Genomic DNA, 14410 nt, shown 5'->3' with positions numbered 1-14410 from the left:
GACTCGACTCTGCCCGAACGATTCAGGCAGGTCGCTGCCGCGTTCGCAGGATCTGCGACGGTCGGTCGTATCCTTCCGGCCATGCTTCCCTCGCACGGCTACCAAGGCTTCCGCGCAGCACCGCCACCCTCTGGCTAGGTTCAGATGGGAGACGGCTGGGTGCTGTGGTGGAGTGGACGACAGATTGCCCAGGTCACGCCGGCCAAGGACCGTGGGGGGGGGCGTGTGCACCTCGACGCCTGGAAGATGTGGCAGACCAAGGGCGAGCGCGCCGCCAGCATCGCCCAGGGCAAGCGCTACGCCGAACGATGGTGTGCGGCCAGGCTTTACCACGAGTTGCGCCTGCGTGCGACCGTGGTCCGGTTGCTGGCCAGCACGGCGAGCGAGCCGCTAGAACCGCTGCCCGGCTTGCCGCCAACCCGCGAGCAGCAGCAACAGGCCCGGCGCTTGGCCGAGGCTGGGGCGAAGGAGATCGAGCGAATCAAGGAAGCGTTGGAACCGCGCAAGCCGCCGGCAGAGACGAAGCCCCGCCCGAGGGACGCCCGCAAGGCGTGGGTGAGGGCAGGGCTGCAAGAGATAAGCAGGGGTGTTTGATGCCGCCAGTCTGCTCCGCAATCAAAGAAAACCCCGTGTTTCCATCGGGATAAAGTCCTCTATCAAGGAGTCGATTACGGAGCGAAAAGTGAACATAAAGCATTGAATCTATGGCATTCCTACGGAGCTTCCCAAGCTACTGACGTGGGTTCGATTCCCATCGCCCGCTCCATGTCTCCAGGGTATTCACCCCAGGCAGGCGCGGCGCACTCGTTGAACCACACCCAGGTCGAGCGTGTGGCAGCCGCGCCGGACTCTCTTTCCCCAGTGTTGGGCTGTGGCTCCTCCGAACCACAGCCCGAGTGGCTTATGCGCCCGCTTGCGCAGCCGCGTCCTTGGCCGCGGCAGTTACAGAGCTCCCGAAACCGGTATAGGTCGATCCGTTGCAGTGCAGGTATGCGCGGAAGACGACGCCATTCAACTCGGCGTTGTCAAAATAGCAGTGCGTACCGGTCTTGGATGATTTCTTCACAAGCCGCATTGCCATCGCGTTTGAATCGTCGACGCTGGAGCCAAGGCCGGCAACGCTCCAGGATTGGCCCGGGCGAGTGCAGCTGTAGGGATACTTATAGCCATGTGCCGACCCATAGTAGTAGTCGACATTGCACCGCGCCTGCGTCGCCGCCAGGGTGATGGCCAGCTCAAGCAGGTTCTGTCCCGCAGTGGTGGTCGTCATGCCATAGGCGGAAATCGGAGTGGAACTGCACTCTCCTTTGATGCCCACACCCGGTGCCGGGATGCTGACATAGGGATCGCGTGCGAAAACACTGCATACCGGGCCTTCCTCTGCGACGGCCAGGAAGCCATTGGTGTTGGCCGTCGCAGCATCGATATTGCTGCCAACGCCCGCGACCGTACCATTCTTGCCGCAGCGCCGGATCACCACGCCTCCGCCGTTCGGCAGCATGTCCATGCCGGGGTCGCAGATGCCCGGCCCGATCGATGCTGCTGCGGCTCTGGCGTAGTCACTTTCTGCGTTTGCGGCCATCGGGGCCTGGGTGGAAAGCAGTGCAAGCATCAGCGGAAAAGAAATCGCAGCCATTCAAAACCTCGAATCCATGAGTGAGCAGTGACGCTAGCAGAGGCGCCATTCTGGAAAACTGGAATTCGACCAATCCGCCACTGCTGCAGGCCAGTGATTCGATTCAGAATGCCCACGTCTGTGAAAATGTGCGGTAGTTCGCGCTGCGTCTCCGGCTGCGCGGCTGCTGCGGCGGGCTCCTGCAACCTCCGCTGTCTGCCGGGCCCGTCGGGCCGCAGGGTTCAGTTGGTGCTGGGCTTGGGGATGCTAAAAGATCGTTAACCGTTGACCCATCGTCCGCTGCCCGGAGCGCGAATGATCCCCGCACTTTTGCCCCTCAGGCGTTGCTTTGATTTTTCAGGGCGATCCAACCGGAAAGAGTTCTGGTCGTACTCCCTGTCTGCTGCGCTTGTGGTGGCAGCGAGCTACACCTTGATGGACGGCGGATACTGGCTGACGGGCACCGTGCTGCTAGATGGGGAGGCCTTCGAGCCGTTCCGGACGCTGGGGTGGGGCATGACGGTCTGCGCGGTCATCGTCCTCCTTCCGCCGATGCTGGCCCTGGCCGTTCGACGACTGCATGACATCGACGAGTCTGGCTGGTACGTCGTGATCGCCTTCATCCCGTTGGGCGTATTCGTCCTCTTCCCGGTCATGCTGCTGCCGGGCAACGAGGAAGAGAATCGATTCGGCGGCATTTCCGGTCTGCCGGGCGCCTGACTCAGCGCCGGGCGAAGTCCACCAGGTCGGAAGGGTAGTGCGGGCAGGTGCGCAGCGCGTCATCGTCGCCGCCATACAGCACCACCAGCGCTGCTACCTCAAGCGCCCAGTAGCCCCAGGCATTCGGTCCGGTCAGGCGTCGGGTCCGCTTCTGGGCTTTGGGCGACAGCAGGAAGAAGTCGCGGTACTGCACCTGCAGGTAGCCGGCCAGCAGTGAAGGGTCGAACGCTTCACCGTCGCGCAATGGCGCGAACAGCTCGGCGAACGGGCGCGGATGGAATATCGCATCGCTGGCTTCGGCAAGGCCGAGTGCCGGTGCGCTGAGGTAGTCCAGCACGCGGTCGGTTTCGAAGCAGAGCACCTGCTCCACCAGCGCCGGAAGACGATCCTGCGCATCCAGCAGCACGCCCAGTGACAACAGCTGCAGGGCGTATTCGTAGTGCTGCGTTGTACGCGGTTGCAGCGGTGCGGCCAGCGCGATGTCGTGGCCTTGCTGTTGCAGGCTGTCCCGGGCTACCGCCAGCAAACGTGCGTGTTCCAGCCACAGATCTGTCAAGTCGGCATGCATCTGCTGCAATGCCGTGGGGGCGAAGCCGCGGTCGGTGCCTTTCAGCAGCAGGTTGCTGCCGGTCTGGGCAACCGCTTCCCAGCCGTAGGCATGTTCCAGTGCCGCATGCCCCTGCAGCGGTTCCTCCGCAGGTTCACCGCCATTGCGCGCATGACGTGCAAGCAGGGCCATGCCCGCGTTCCAGTCTGCCTGCCAGTCCGGCAGGCGAAACATGCGGCGCGGTACTCCCGGATCCTTGGCCAGTGCTCTCCACCGCGGTAGTACGTCCAGCAGCAGATTCCGGCGCTTCACGGCAGTCATTGGTTCCATCATCAGGAAAGTCTAGCGGCAATGCCGGTTCGAACCCCATTGCCTGGCACCGCGTTGAAGGTTTGAATGGTGCGCAATCGCAGCCACCATGCCCGCATGACCGTTGATCGAATCGCTCTCCGCCGTTTCACCCAGTGGCTGCCGTTCCTGGTCCTGGTCGCCATCTGCGTGGCCTGGTGGTCGCCGCTGGGCGTGGTTGTCGCCCTGGCCGCGTGCCTTGCAGTGGGCGGCGTGCTGCAGCGCTTCGATCTGGTCGGCGATGCCGTAGGCGGCGCACTGCTGCGCTCGCGGGCGACGCTGCCCTTTGCCACCCGGCCGCCCACGCATGATGTCCTGTTGGATTGGGGTGAGCTGGGCATGGGAGGGCCGGCCTACAGCACCCAGATGCTGCGCGATGGCGCCATTGTCGAGGGCGTATCCACCGGAGGCAGCCACGATGCCAGTGGCGAGTGGCAGAGGCTGGCGGGAAGCGCGCTGCGTGTGGCCAGTGGCTACATTGATCGCAGCGAGGCCGTGATCGTCTACGACGAAGCGGACAAGAGCGTGATGCACCTGCTGGCGATTGTTCCCAGCCTGTTCTGGCAGGAGCTGCACGAGCGCCGGCAGCTTGGCGGGGATGCCGAAGCCGCGATGTGGTTGCGGGATCTTCCCTGTCGAACGACCACGCTGCGCCCCTGCCGGGGTCTATGGCTGGAACCGGAGCATCCGGCGCTGGCCGCCGGGCTGCCGCAGGCATTGCGGCATGTCCTGCCGGATGCCCGGGTGCTGCAGGCCATCCCGCTGCTTCCCGACGATCTGCGCCTGACCGCGCATCCGACCCTGTTCGCGCGCATCTGCCCGTATGCACTCTGTCTTGATGGCGGGCCCAGTGACCGTCACGCCTGCGATCTGGAGACGGTGATCACCAGCCCGTCCGGACGATGCGTGGTGGTGGCGGGCAGCGTGCTTGATGGGGATCTGCGTCCCATCGAGGGCGTATGGCTCGTCCACTGGCAGGGGCGTTGGCAGGCCATCGGCCGCCGTGCGATGGGCGGCAGCGGCAAGGCCCGCAGTGGGGCCTGGATCGATGTGATCGAGGCTGGCGATGACGGTACGCTTCGCTGCGACGCCTATGAGGAACACTGGACGTTCGACGCGATCACACGCATCCCCACCCCACACACGGCACTCGCCCTTCCTGTGGAATGGCGGGAAACCGCACTGGCCGTGCGTGTCCGCGATGGGCACTTCTCGTTGCGCCTGCCCCGCGCGGATCAGCGGACGTCAGTCACAGGTTAGACAGCGTCGAATCGAACAAGGAGGTTCCGGCATGCGTTGTGGATGCATGCCGGGAAGGCGCTGGAAAAGCTCAGGAAATGGGCTGCGGTCAGTACCGAGTGCGGATGGCTCATGCGCCTGCCGCCTGCACCCGCTGCGCATACTCCTCGGTAAACAGCCCGGACAACGCCCGGCGCTGCTCTGCATCGATCGCGCGCGAGGCGTTGGCGGTGTAGTCGAAATGCACCATCACGCAGCGCCCGGTGGCCACCAGGGCCTCGAACTGGAACGCCTGCTGCACGATCGACAGCGAGGAGCGGCCGATGTTCTCGATGCGGGTCTCGATGCGCACTTCGTGCCCGGCCTGTATCTGCTGCAGGAAGTCGATCTCGAAGCGACGCAGGATCAGCGTCAGGTCGCGCATGCTGGCCTCGCGGCTGAAATGCCGGAAGATCTCCTGGCGGCCTTCCTCGAACCAGACGGGCAGGGCGGTGTTGGTGACGTGGCCGAGTACATCCACTTCGGAGAAGCGCGGAAGGATCGTCAGCGGCATGAAGTCTCCGGGGCGTAGTGGGTGGAGTCTCCGGCGACGGTGCGGCCATCGCCGGAGACGGTGCGGCGGCTACCGGCCGTCAGTCAGAGTAGAAGCCGTTGCCGAGGGTGCCGGGCAGGCCGGGTTCCGGCCATGGCATCAGTGACGTGCAGGCGTCATACAGCGTGCAGAAGTCCTGCCGCAGTTGCGCAGGCACCCAGCTGCCGTAGGAAACGTCGGTCGAGTCGCCCTGGCAGGCGTAGGAAACATCGATCCAGCGGCTGTTGGCGTGTGAGGCAACGCCCTGGTGCTGTGTCTTGCCTGTGCAGTAGCGCAGGCCCTGGCCGATCAGCGTGTTGTTGGCATCGAAGTAGAGCCGGGAGACTGCATGGGTCGGTGCAGCCTGTACGTCTGCGGCGCCTCCCACCAGGCCAAACAGCAACAACAGCGGAATTCCCATTCGCATCTGTGGTTCTCCTTGGGTTGTGTAAACCGGCCGTGTCCTGTCCTTTAGCCGGCGAAAGGCATCTTCGCACAGCCCTGGCAGGCACGCAGATGCGATGGCCTGCAGGGCATCATCCACCCGCCACACGCCCGCGCTATGCTGCGCGCCTGCCGTCCGATCCTGCCGCGATGAAGCTCGCCATCCTGTCCCGCAACAGCTCCCTGTACTCCACCCGCCGGCTGGTCGAGGCGGCCCGCGCGCGCGGCCACACCGTACGCATCCTCGACCCGCTGCGCTGCTACATGCGCATTGCCGCCGATGGTTTTTCGATGCACTACAAGGGCCGGCCGATGACCGGCGTGGACATGGTCATCCCGCGCATCGGTGCCTCCATTACCCGCTATGGCACCGCCGTGCTGCGCCAGTTCGAGCTGATGGGGGCGCGTACGCCCAACCCCTCCGACGCGATCCTGCGTTCGCGCGACAAGCTGCGTGCGCACCAGCTGCTGGCCGCCAAGGGCATCGACATGCCAGTCACCGTGTTCGGCGACAACCCGGATGACACCGTCGACCTGCTGTCCATGCTCGGCCCGCCGCCACACGTGGTGAAGCTCAACGAAGGCACCCAGGGACGGGGGGTGATCCTCACCGAGAAGGCCAGTGCATCGCGTGGCATCGTCGAGGCCCTGCGGGGCCTGTACGCCAACTTCCTGATGCAGGAGTTCATCGGCGAAGCCAAGGGTGCCGACCTTCGCTGCTTCGTGGTCGGTGACCAGGTGGTGGCGTCGATGCAGCGGCAGGCGCCGGAAGGGGACTTCCGCTCCAACCTGCATGCCGGCGGCACCGCGGTGGCGGCCAAGGCCAGCCGCGCCGAACAGCAGGTGGCGGTGCGCTCGGCCAAGGCGCTGGGCCTGTCGGTCTGTGGCGTGGACCTGATCCGCTCCGCGCGCGGCCCGCTGGTGCTGGAGGTCAACTCCACGCCAGGGCTGGAGGGCATCGAAGCCGCCTGCGGGGTGGATGTGGCCACGCGCATCATCGAGCACGTCGAGAAGCTCAAAAAACCATGATCAATCAATGGCTTGAAATTCTCATGGGCAAATGAGGCCGGCTTTAACATGCCTTTAATCGGCGCCGGCGTAGCCTTCAGCGAACCGCAGCTCTGCCTCTCAGCAGGATCGGTATCGGGATACGACTTCAGACCCAGGCGGGGCACCGCCTGGGTCTTTTTTATGCCTGCCGCAGGTCCCTTGTGGAGGCAACGTGACGGCCGTAGAGTGGCGCCCATCGTTCCTGGATGGATCCGGAGGCTGGCGATGTACCGCATCACGATGATCGCGTTGTTGCTGGGGCTGTCTGGTGCTGTCTCCGCCAAGCCGGAGAAGACCGCCATACAGATGGACGGGCAGGCACCGGTGGCCGAGCAGGTCCGGCGGGTTGAAAAGGCCCTCGATGACGGCGAATACAGCGAGATTTCCGCTGACGACCGTGCCCAGGTGCAGCAGGCACTGGCGCGCATCACCCAGCGCATGGGTGACCACCGCACGCTTCAGGAGCTCCCGCCGCAGGTCCAGGCGGAGGTCTTCAACGACCAGGAGCGGATCAACACGGTTCTTGTCCGCGCCCATGAAGACAGCCGCCAGATCTGCCAGCACACCCGCACCACCGGCAGCAACATGCCTAAAAGCCGCTGCCTGACCGTGGCCGAGCGCCGCCGGATCGAGGAGAAGGGCAAGGCCCTGCTCAACGACCAGCGCACCTTCAACAACTTCAACCCCGCCACCAACCACTAGGCCGTCCGATGCCCCTGCGCATGGCACTTGCTGGCGTGAAGGTGGTGCGAATACAGTCAGCACTCAACTCAAACAAGGATTCGTTTGTCATGAAGTCCCTACTGATGTCGGCGGTCCTGATCTCGGGCCTGACCCTGGCCACCGCCGCGTCTGCATCGAACCAGGCCGGTGAGGTCTTTATCCCCGGCAAGCCGCTGCAGCAGCAGATCGAGCGCATCGAAATCGAACTCAACGATGGCGAGACCTACAGCGAACTGAAGCAGACCGACCGCAGCCGCGTGCGCGAGGCGCTGGTACGCATGCGTACGGCTGTCGAGCAGCACCCTGACCGCGATTCCATGCCTGAACAGGTACGAACCGATGTCTTCAACGACCAGCAGATCGTGAACACGGTTTTGACACAGGCACGTGAAGATAGTCGTCTAATATGCCAACGTGAAAAGGCCACGGGTTCGAACCGGGCCACGACGCAGTGCACTACCGTTGCCGAGCGCGCCCGGCGGAAGGACAAGGCACAGCGTGATATGGGCCAGGCCCAGCGCATCGGCAAATTCGTAAATTAGAGGTGACAGTGAGAATCCTGGTAATCGAAGACAACAGCGACATTGCGGCCAACCTGGGCGACTACCTGGAGGACCGGGGCCACACCGTGGACTTCGCGGCTGACGGGGTTACCGGTCTGCACCTGGCCGTGGTGCACGAGTTCGACGCGATCGTGCTGGATCTCAATCTGCCAGGCATGGACGGCATCGAGGTCTGCCGCAAGTTGCGCAATGAAGCGCGCAAGCAGACCCCGGTGCTGATGCTCACCGCCCGCGACTCGCTGGACAACAAGCTGGCCGGCTTCGATTCCGGCGCGGACGACTACCTGATCAAGCCGTTCGCGCTGCAGGAAGTGGAAGTGCGTCTGAACGCCCTGTCGCGACGCGGCAAGGGCGTGCAGACCCGCGTGCTGGAAACCGGCGATCTGGAATACAACCTGGATACGCTGGAAGTGCGCCGCCAGGGCAAGCTGCTGCAGCTCAACCCGACCGCACTGAAGATCCTGCAGGCGCTGATGGAAGCGGCCCCGGCCGTGGTGACCCGGCAGGAACTGGAAACCCGTGTGTGGGGCGAAGAACTGCCTGATTCGGATTCCCTGCGCGTGCACATCCATGGCCTGCGCGCGGTGGTCGACAAGCCGTTTGAAGTGCCGCTGATCCAGACCCGCCATGGCATCGGATACCGCATCGCCACCCCGGAAGCCTGATTCGGTGGCAACCAAGGGGGAGCGCCGGCGCACGCCTTATCGGCGGCGCCTGCGCAGCCGCATCATCGTTTCGTTCGTGTTGTTGGGCTTCTGCCTGACGACACTGTTCGCGTTCGCCACCAACTGGGCCCGCCTGCGCGTGGAAAACCAGCTGGTGGAAGAGCTGATGAACCGCAACATCGACGAGTATGCGCGCCGCTATTACGAGCACCCCGGGCATAACCCGGACGCGCCGGTGCTGCAGATCAGGGCCTATGCCTATTCCAAGGACAAGTTCGACCGGGTGCGCGAAGAACGCGCGCAGTGGGCGGGCTTCTCCGATGGCATCCACAGCGTCAGTGGCGATGAGCACGGCGAGCCGTACTCCTACAAGCTGGCCGTGCGCAAGACGCCCGACGCCTGGTTCTTCCTTGCCTATGACATGACCGACAGCGTGCGCGGCGGCAAGCAGCTCAACCGCGCGCTGGTGCTGTCGGTGCTGGTGTTCAGCGTGCTGTCGCTGGTGCTGGGCTGGTGGTCGGCCTCGAAGGTGATGAAGCCGGTGTCGGATCTGGCCGCGCGGCTGCGTGCCTATCGTGGCGGCACCAGCGATCCCGAACCGCTCGCGCCACGCTTCCCCGACGACGAAGTGGGGCAGCTGGCCCAGGCGCTGGACGACTATTCCTCGCGGCTGACTGAAGTGGTGCAGCGCGACCGTGAATTCAATGCAGACGTCAGCCATGAGCTGCGCACGCCGCTGGCGGTGATCCGTGGCGCCACCGAGCTGCTGCTGACCCGGCCCGGCCTGGACGAGAAGGTGCTGCAGCGCCTGCAGCGCATCCAGCGTGCCGAACAGCAGTGCAGCGACCTGATCGGCGCGCTGCTGCTGCTGTCGCGCAACGAGCGCGGGCAGGGCACCAGCAACGTCGCCCGCGTGGCCGAGCAGCTGCTGGACGCGCATCGTGCGCAGCTGGGTGGCAAGCCGCTGGAGCTGCTGCTGGAAGGCGAGCGCAACCTGGTGATCGATGCGCCCGAGGCGGCGCTGTCGGTGGCACTGGGCAACCTGATCGGCAATGCCGTGAAGTACTCGCAGGACGGCGAGGTACGCGTGTTCGTCGGCACCAATTCGGTGTCGGTAACCGACAGTGGCCCGGGCCTGAGCGAGGAAGACGCGGCCAAGCTGTTCCAGCGTGGCTACCGCGGCACCCATGCCGGCCATTCGCAGGGCGGCGGCATCGGCCTGTCGATCGTCAGCCGCCTGTGCGATCTGTACGGCTGGCAGGTGAGCGTGCGCCCCGGTGGCCAGCGTGGTGTGATCGCCACCCTGACGTTCTCGCCGAAGCCGTTGTAAGGGCCCGTGCTTTGGTGGGTGCCGACCTTGGTCGGCACGAACCCTGCCGACCTTTGCGCTCTGTGTCGCTTGTGCCACCGAATCCCCCTCCCGCGACGATAGGGCCTCAGGCCCAACACGACACAACCGTGATCGCTGCCGCGCCCCGCGCGTGTCCCAGCGCACGCATTGGCAAGCCCATGCCGCACTTGGGAATTTCCTTACAGATCGCCGCGTGCGGCGATGGCCTGATGACCTGGCCGGGGCAGGTGCCTTGGCCGGGATTGGCGTCCTGAAAAAAACCAACATTCAGCAAACTTCCGGCTGGCGTCGGCCTGTCGTGGAAAATGCACGGCGTGCCTTGTTTCGGCGGGCGGTGCGTGGGGATTCGCCAGAATCCGCTGGAGTCTTTTTGCTGATTGTTGGGTCTCCGGTACGCCAACCCGCACCGTCCGCCACCTTGCATCTGCAGGTGGCCTGCCGACTGCGAGGAGCTCCACCATGTCCACCCGCCCGCTGTTCCCCCAGCTGCACGCCCTGATCGGCGATGCGGCCAACCTGCTGCCTGCCGACGTCGCCGAGCGTGTCGAAGTTCTGCTGGATGACCCCAAGGACCTGCTGCCCGCCCTGCTGGCGCGCATGGATGGCCGCGACGCTGCCGACGGCCAGCCGCTGGACGTGCAGGGGGCCAGCCCGGCGCAGGCAGCCACGATGGCAGGCCTCAGCCGCACGCTTGCCGGTCTGAATACCCTGATCCAGCTGCTGCACGCCGCCGAACTCGCGCGAGAGCAGGGCGGTGTGCACCAGCAACTCAATCCCGATGTGGTCGACGGCCTGCTGCTAGGCGCGCGCGAACTCGCCCGCTACGCCCGCCTGCAGCTGGAGTAGATCCACGCCACGCGTGGATGCAGAGCGTTTTGTAGAGCCGAGCCGATGCTCGGCTTGATGGTCGCAGCCGAGCATCGGCTCGGCTCCACAGCAGATCCCCAGATCCACGCCATGCGTGGATACGCTTCGGTAGTGCCGGCCGCTGGCCGGCAACCCGGCCTCAACCCCCGGCCAACCCCAGATACCGCGCATGCAGCTGTTCCACCTGCACCTGCAGGTCCTCCGGCTGTCCATCATTGACCACCACGTCATCGGCCAGCGCCAACCGCTGCGCGCGGCTGGCCTGGGCAGCAATCATCCGGTCGGCCAGCGCGGCATCAATGCCATCGCGCCGCATCAGCCGGGCGTGCTGCACGGCTTCGGGCGCATCCACCAGCAACACCCGGTCCAGCCATGGGTAGGCCTTCCGCCCACCCACCTCGGTCAGCAGCGGAATCGCGGCAATCGCATAGGGGCTCTCAGCCTGCTCGCACTGCTGCTGCATCAGCAGGCGGATAGCTGGGTGGGTAATGGCTTCCAGCGCCGTCCGCTCGGCCGGGTCGGCGAACACGTGAGCGCGCAGGCGGGCCCGGTCCAGGCTGCCGTCGGCCAGCAGTATGTCGGCGCCGAAGCGCTCGGCAATGCGGGCCAGGGCGGGGCTGCCGGCGGCTACTACGGCGCGTGCGGCCAGATCGGCGTCGGCCACCACGATCCCCAGCGCCTCGAAGCGCCGGGTAACTTCGCTCTTGCCGGAGGCTATGCCCCCGGTCAGGCCAACCACATAGCGGCTCATGGGGACTCCCCTCAGCGCAGCCCGCTCATCACCAGGTACTGCTCCACCAGTGGCGCACCCCACATGAAGTAGAGCCAGCCGGCGATGGCCAGGTACGGCCCGAACGGGATGGGCGTCGCCCGGTCACGACCGCGGCTGTACAGCCAGATCGAGCCGATGATGGCGCCCAGCACCGACGACAACAGGATGATCGGCAGGATGCCCTTCAGCCCGCACCAGGCGCCCAGCGCCGCCAGCAGCTTGAAGTCGCCGTGGCCCATGCCTTCCTTGCCGGTCAGCTGCTTGAACAGCCACCAGACCGTCCACAGCGACAGGTAACCCACCGCCGCACCCACCAGGGCGGGCTTGGCCGGCATGTACAGGTTGTCGATGCTGCCTATCAGCCCCAGCCACATCAGCGGCAGGGTGAGCTGGTCGGGCAGCAGCTGCGTGCGCAGGTCGATACCGGACAAAGCGATCAGGAAGCAGGTCAGCACGATGGCACCGAAGCCCTGCCAGCCGAAGCCGAACTGCCAGACGCAGGCCAGCACCAGTACCGAGGTCAGGGCCTCCACCAGCGGGTACTGCAGCGAGATCGGCGCCTTGCAGTGGCGGCATTTGCCACCCTGGATGATCCAGCTGAACAGCGGGATGTTCTCGTACCAGCTCAGCTTGTGCTTGCAGTGCGGGCAGTGCGACGGCTCCACCACGATCCCCGGTGGCGGGGGCTCATAGAAGTCCGGTTCCTCCAGGACTTCGCGCGCATCGCGCTTCCACTGCCACTCCAGCCGCTTGGGCAGGCGCAGGATGACCACGTTCAGGAAACTGCCCAGCAGCAGTCCCAGGGCGGCCGCGGCGGGGTAGCCGAGGCCGGGGTGCTGGTCGAGAAATGCCATTGATACCTTTAGCCGACGACGGCGCCGAGTTTGAAGATGGGCAGGTACATCGCGATGACCAAGCCACCGACAATGGTACCAATGAACACCATGATCATCGGTTCCAGCAGGCTGCTCAAGGCATCCACGGCATTGTTCACTTCCTGCTCGTAGTATTCAGCCACCTTGAACAGCATGGCGTCCAGGGCGCCCGCCTCTTCGCCGATGCCGGTCATCTGGATGACCATGTGCGGGAACAGGTTCAACTGCTTCATGGCCATGTTGACCGGATAGCCCACCGAGACGTCGTCGCGCATCCGCAGGACGGCTTCGCCATAGACCTTGTTGCCGGTGGCGCCAGCCACGATGCCCAGCGCCTCCACCAGCGGCACGCCGGCCTTGAAGGTCACCGCTGTGGTCCGGGCGAAACGGGCAATCGAGCTGTTATGCATGATCTGGCCGATCACCGGCACCTTCAGCACCAGCCGGTCGACCGTATGCTGCATCTTCTCCGAGCGCCGGTAGGTCATGGCGATGGCCACCACCGATCCGATCATGACGATGGCTATCAGCCACCACCACGACACCATGAACCGGGACAGGTTGACCACCATCTGGGTGAAGGCCGGCAGGTCGGCACCGAAGCTCTTGAAGACTTCCTCGAACTGCGGCACCACCCAGACCAGCAGAATGGTGCTGACCAGGAAGGCCACCACCAGCACCATGGCCGGGTAGAACAGGGCCTTCTTGATCTTGCCCTTCAGTGCTTCGATGTTCTCCTTGTAGGAGGCGATCGTGTCCAGCACCGTTTCCAGCACACCGGCGCTTTCACCGGCGCGCACCAGGTTGCGGTAGAGTTCGTCGAACTGCACCGGATGCCGACTGATCGCTTCATGTAGCGAAGAGCCGCCCTCGATGTCAGCCCGGATCCCATCCACCATCTTCTTCATGCGCGGGTTCTTGTGCCCGCTGCCGATGATCTCCAGCGCCGAGACGATCGGCACGCCGGATTTCATCATCGTGGCCATCTGCCGGCTGAAGAACGCGATGTCCTTAGCGCCCACGGGCTTGCCGGCCGCGCCGAACAGTGGCTTCGGCTTCGGCTTGACCTGGCCGGGATTGATCCCCTGCTTGCGTAGTTCAGCGCGCAGCAGATTGGCGTTCTTCGCCAACTGCTCGCCCTTCATCTTGATACCCCGCTTGTCGGTCCCCTCCCAGACAAACGGCTGCAGCTCCATGGTGCTACGCGCCACGGGCTCTTTCTTGATCGCACTGCGACTGACAGACATGTTGGCTCCCCAAGGCCCGCCATCCCCAGGCGGGCATCCTGACCGGCGATGGTAGCCGGTTCAGGGCCATCCGGGGAGCCTGCGGACGTGACGCCGCGCAGGGTTTTCGACCTGACGAGACGAAAGGTGACGTACCGCGTCACATTGCCGCGTCCATCGCAGATTCGCTTCTGGGGGGTTCCCATCCGCGAAATTGCTGCCATCATTGGCGCGGGGAAATCGGGGAGACGCTGCCATGGGAGATTGGCACGTAACCTGCGTTGATCCACCCGCGGGGAAGGGCAGACTGCTCATCCGGTCATCTGGCCGGCCGGCAGCCGCCCCCGACATCAACTACCACTTATCTTGGGGATGTACCACCATGAAGAACCAGAAGGGCTTCACCCTGATCGAACTGATGATCGTCGTCGCGATCATCGCCATCCTGGCTGCCATTGCGCTGCCGGCATACTCGAACTACACCAAGAAGGCCAAGGTCTCGGAAGTGATCCTTGCGGCTTCTTCGCTGCGTACCGATATCTCGGAGTACGTGGCAAGCAACAACAAGCTGCCGGACAACAAGTGGCAGCCGGACTTCCAGCCGACCAAGTACGTCAAGACCTTGGCATGGGATGGCACCTCGATTATTGCCACCGCTCAGAATATTGGTGACACCAACATCGACACCAAGAACATTACTCTGACTCCGGACGCAACCAATGTGAAGAACGGCGTGATCCCGGAATGGACCTGCGAAGGTTCGATCGACACCAAGTTCCGCCCGGGTTCCTGCCAGGGCAAGCCGGCGAAGGAGTAAAACGTTCTAAACAAGCA

Annotated in this window: 17 protein-coding genes; 10 read left to right on the top strand and 7 right to left on the bottom strand. The window is 64.6% G+C overall.

Annotated elements, in window-relative coordinates; translation table 11 throughout:
* Positions 1-144 precede the first annotated feature (144 nt).
* Complete coding sequence (locus ACW5IY_RS17280; protein ID WP_239682925.1) at positions 145-594, top strand: hypothetical protein; 450 nt, start codon at positions 145-147, stop codon at positions 592-594.
* Between the two features lie 307 nt (positions 595-901).
* Here ACW5IY_RS17280 and ACW5IY_RS17275 read toward each other — a convergent pair whose 3' ends face one another.
* Positions 902-1636 (bottom strand): hypothetical protein, encoded by a 735-nt coding sequence (locus ACW5IY_RS17275; protein WP_049437318.1) that lies wholly within the window; start codon positions 1634-1636, stop codon positions 902-904.
* A 294-nt stretch (positions 1637-1930) separates the two neighbouring features.
* Between ACW5IY_RS17275 and ACW5IY_RS17270 the strand changes: the two genes are divergently transcribed.
* Positions 1931-2335, top strand: coding sequence for a DUF805 domain-containing protein (locus ACW5IY_RS17270; protein ID WP_043402812.1), 405 nt, complete (start codon positions 1931-1933; stop codon positions 2333-2335).
* A gap of 1 nt (position 2336) precedes the next feature.
* Here the strand turns inward: ACW5IY_RS17270 and ACW5IY_RS17265 are convergent, their stop codons facing one another.
* Positions 2337-3203, bottom strand: a complete 867-nt coding sequence (locus ACW5IY_RS17265) for a PoNe immunity protein domain-containing protein (protein WP_049437314.1) — start codon at positions 3201-3203, stop codon at positions 2337-2339.
* A gap of 105 nt (positions 3204-3308) precedes the next feature.
* Between ACW5IY_RS17265 and ACW5IY_RS17260 the strand changes: the two genes are divergently transcribed.
* Positions 3309-4490 carry a hypothetical protein gene (locus ACW5IY_RS17260; RefSeq protein ID WP_239682927.1) on the top strand — a complete coding sequence of 394 codons (1182 nt, stop codon included), beginning with the start codon at positions 3309-3311 and terminating at the stop codon, positions 4488-4490.
* A gap of 109 nt (positions 4491-4599) precedes the next feature.
* Here ACW5IY_RS17260 and ACW5IY_RS17255 read toward each other — a convergent pair whose 3' ends face one another.
* Both ACW5IY_RS17255 and ACW5IY_RS17250 read right to left on the bottom strand, forming a co-directional pair.
* Positions 4600-5022 (bottom strand): acyl-CoA thioesterase, encoded by a 423-nt coding sequence (locus ACW5IY_RS17255; protein ID WP_049437310.1) that lies wholly within the window; start codon positions 5020-5022, stop codon positions 4600-4602.
* 79 nt (positions 5023-5101) lie between these two features.
* Positions 5102-5467, bottom strand: a complete 366-nt coding sequence (locus ACW5IY_RS17250) for a hypothetical protein (protein WP_239682928.1) — start codon at positions 5465-5467, stop codon at positions 5102-5104.
* 167 nt (positions 5468-5634) lie between these two features.
* On the opposite strand from ACW5IY_RS17250, the gene rimK reads away from it, so the two are divergent.
* From rimK to ACW5IY_RS17220, 6 genes are all read left to right on the top strand, one after another.
* Entirely contained in the window at positions 5635-6513 is an 879-nt protein-coding gene (gene rimK / locus ACW5IY_RS17245; RefSeq protein ID WP_005410807.1) for a 30S ribosomal protein S6--L-glutamate ligase, read from the top strand.
* A gap of 246 nt (positions 6514-6759) precedes the next feature.
* A complete protein-coding gene (locus tag ACW5IY_RS17240; protein ID WP_010481495.1) occupies positions 6760-7236 on the top strand; it encodes a hypothetical protein in 477 nt (158 codons plus the stop codon).
* An 89-nt stretch (positions 7237-7325) separates the two neighbouring features.
* On the top strand, positions 7326-7799 hold the full coding sequence (locus ACW5IY_RS17235) for a hypothetical protein (protein ID WP_049437306.1): 474 nt from the start codon (positions 7326-7328) through the stop codon (positions 7797-7799).
* An 8-nt stretch (positions 7800-7807) separates the two neighbouring features.
* A complete protein-coding gene (locus tag ACW5IY_RS17230; protein ID WP_005410804.1) occupies positions 7808-8485 on the top strand; it encodes a response regulator transcription factor in 678 nt (225 codons plus the stop codon).
* Positions 8448-9815 (top strand): sensor histidine kinase, encoded by a 1368-nt coding sequence (locus ACW5IY_RS17225; RefSeq protein ID WP_032952284.1) that lies wholly within the window; start codon positions 8448-8450, stop codon positions 9813-9815. Before ACW5IY_RS17230 ends, ACW5IY_RS17225 begins: the two co-directional genes overlap by 38 nt.
* Before the next feature lie 480 nt (positions 9816-10295).
* On the top strand, positions 10296-10682 hold the full coding sequence (locus tag ACW5IY_RS17220; RefSeq protein ID WP_049437299.1) for a hypothetical protein: 387 nt from the start codon (positions 10296-10298) through the stop codon (positions 10680-10682).
* Positions 10683-10842: 160 nt separating this feature from the next.
* Here the strand turns inward: ACW5IY_RS17220 and coaE are convergent, their stop codons facing one another.
* From coaE to ACW5IY_RS17205, 3 genes are read right to left on the bottom strand one after another with little or no spacing between them, the layout of a single operon-like run.
* On the bottom strand, positions 10843-11454 hold the full coding sequence (coaE, locus tag ACW5IY_RS17215) for a dephospho-CoA kinase (protein WP_049437298.1): 612 nt from the start codon (positions 11452-11454) through the stop codon (positions 10843-10845).
* Between the two features lie 11 nt (positions 11455-11465).
* Positions 11466-12329, bottom strand: coding sequence for a prepilin peptidase (locus ACW5IY_RS17210; protein ID WP_032128827.1), 864 nt, complete (start codon positions 12327-12329; stop codon positions 11466-11468).
* Positions 12330-12337: 8 nt separating this feature from the next.
* The gene (locus tag ACW5IY_RS17205) at positions 12338-13597 is read right to left on the bottom strand and encodes a type II secretion system F family protein (RefSeq protein WP_049437296.1); all 1260 of its coding nucleotides are present in this window, start codon (positions 13595-13597) and stop codon (positions 12338-12340) included.
* Positions 13598-13958: 361 nt separating this feature from the next.
* Between ACW5IY_RS17205 and ACW5IY_RS17200 the strand changes: the two genes are divergently transcribed.
* Positions 13959-14393, top strand: a complete 435-nt coding sequence (locus ACW5IY_RS17200) for a pilin (RefSeq protein ID WP_049437293.1) — start codon at positions 13959-13961, stop codon at positions 14391-14393.
* Positions 14394-14410 lie beyond the last annotated feature (17 nt).

Source organism: Stenotrophomonas sp. C-A (assembly GCF_054030835.1).
Note: the sequence above shows the minus strand (reverse complement) of the source record. Positions and strands in the feature narration are given on the sequence as shown.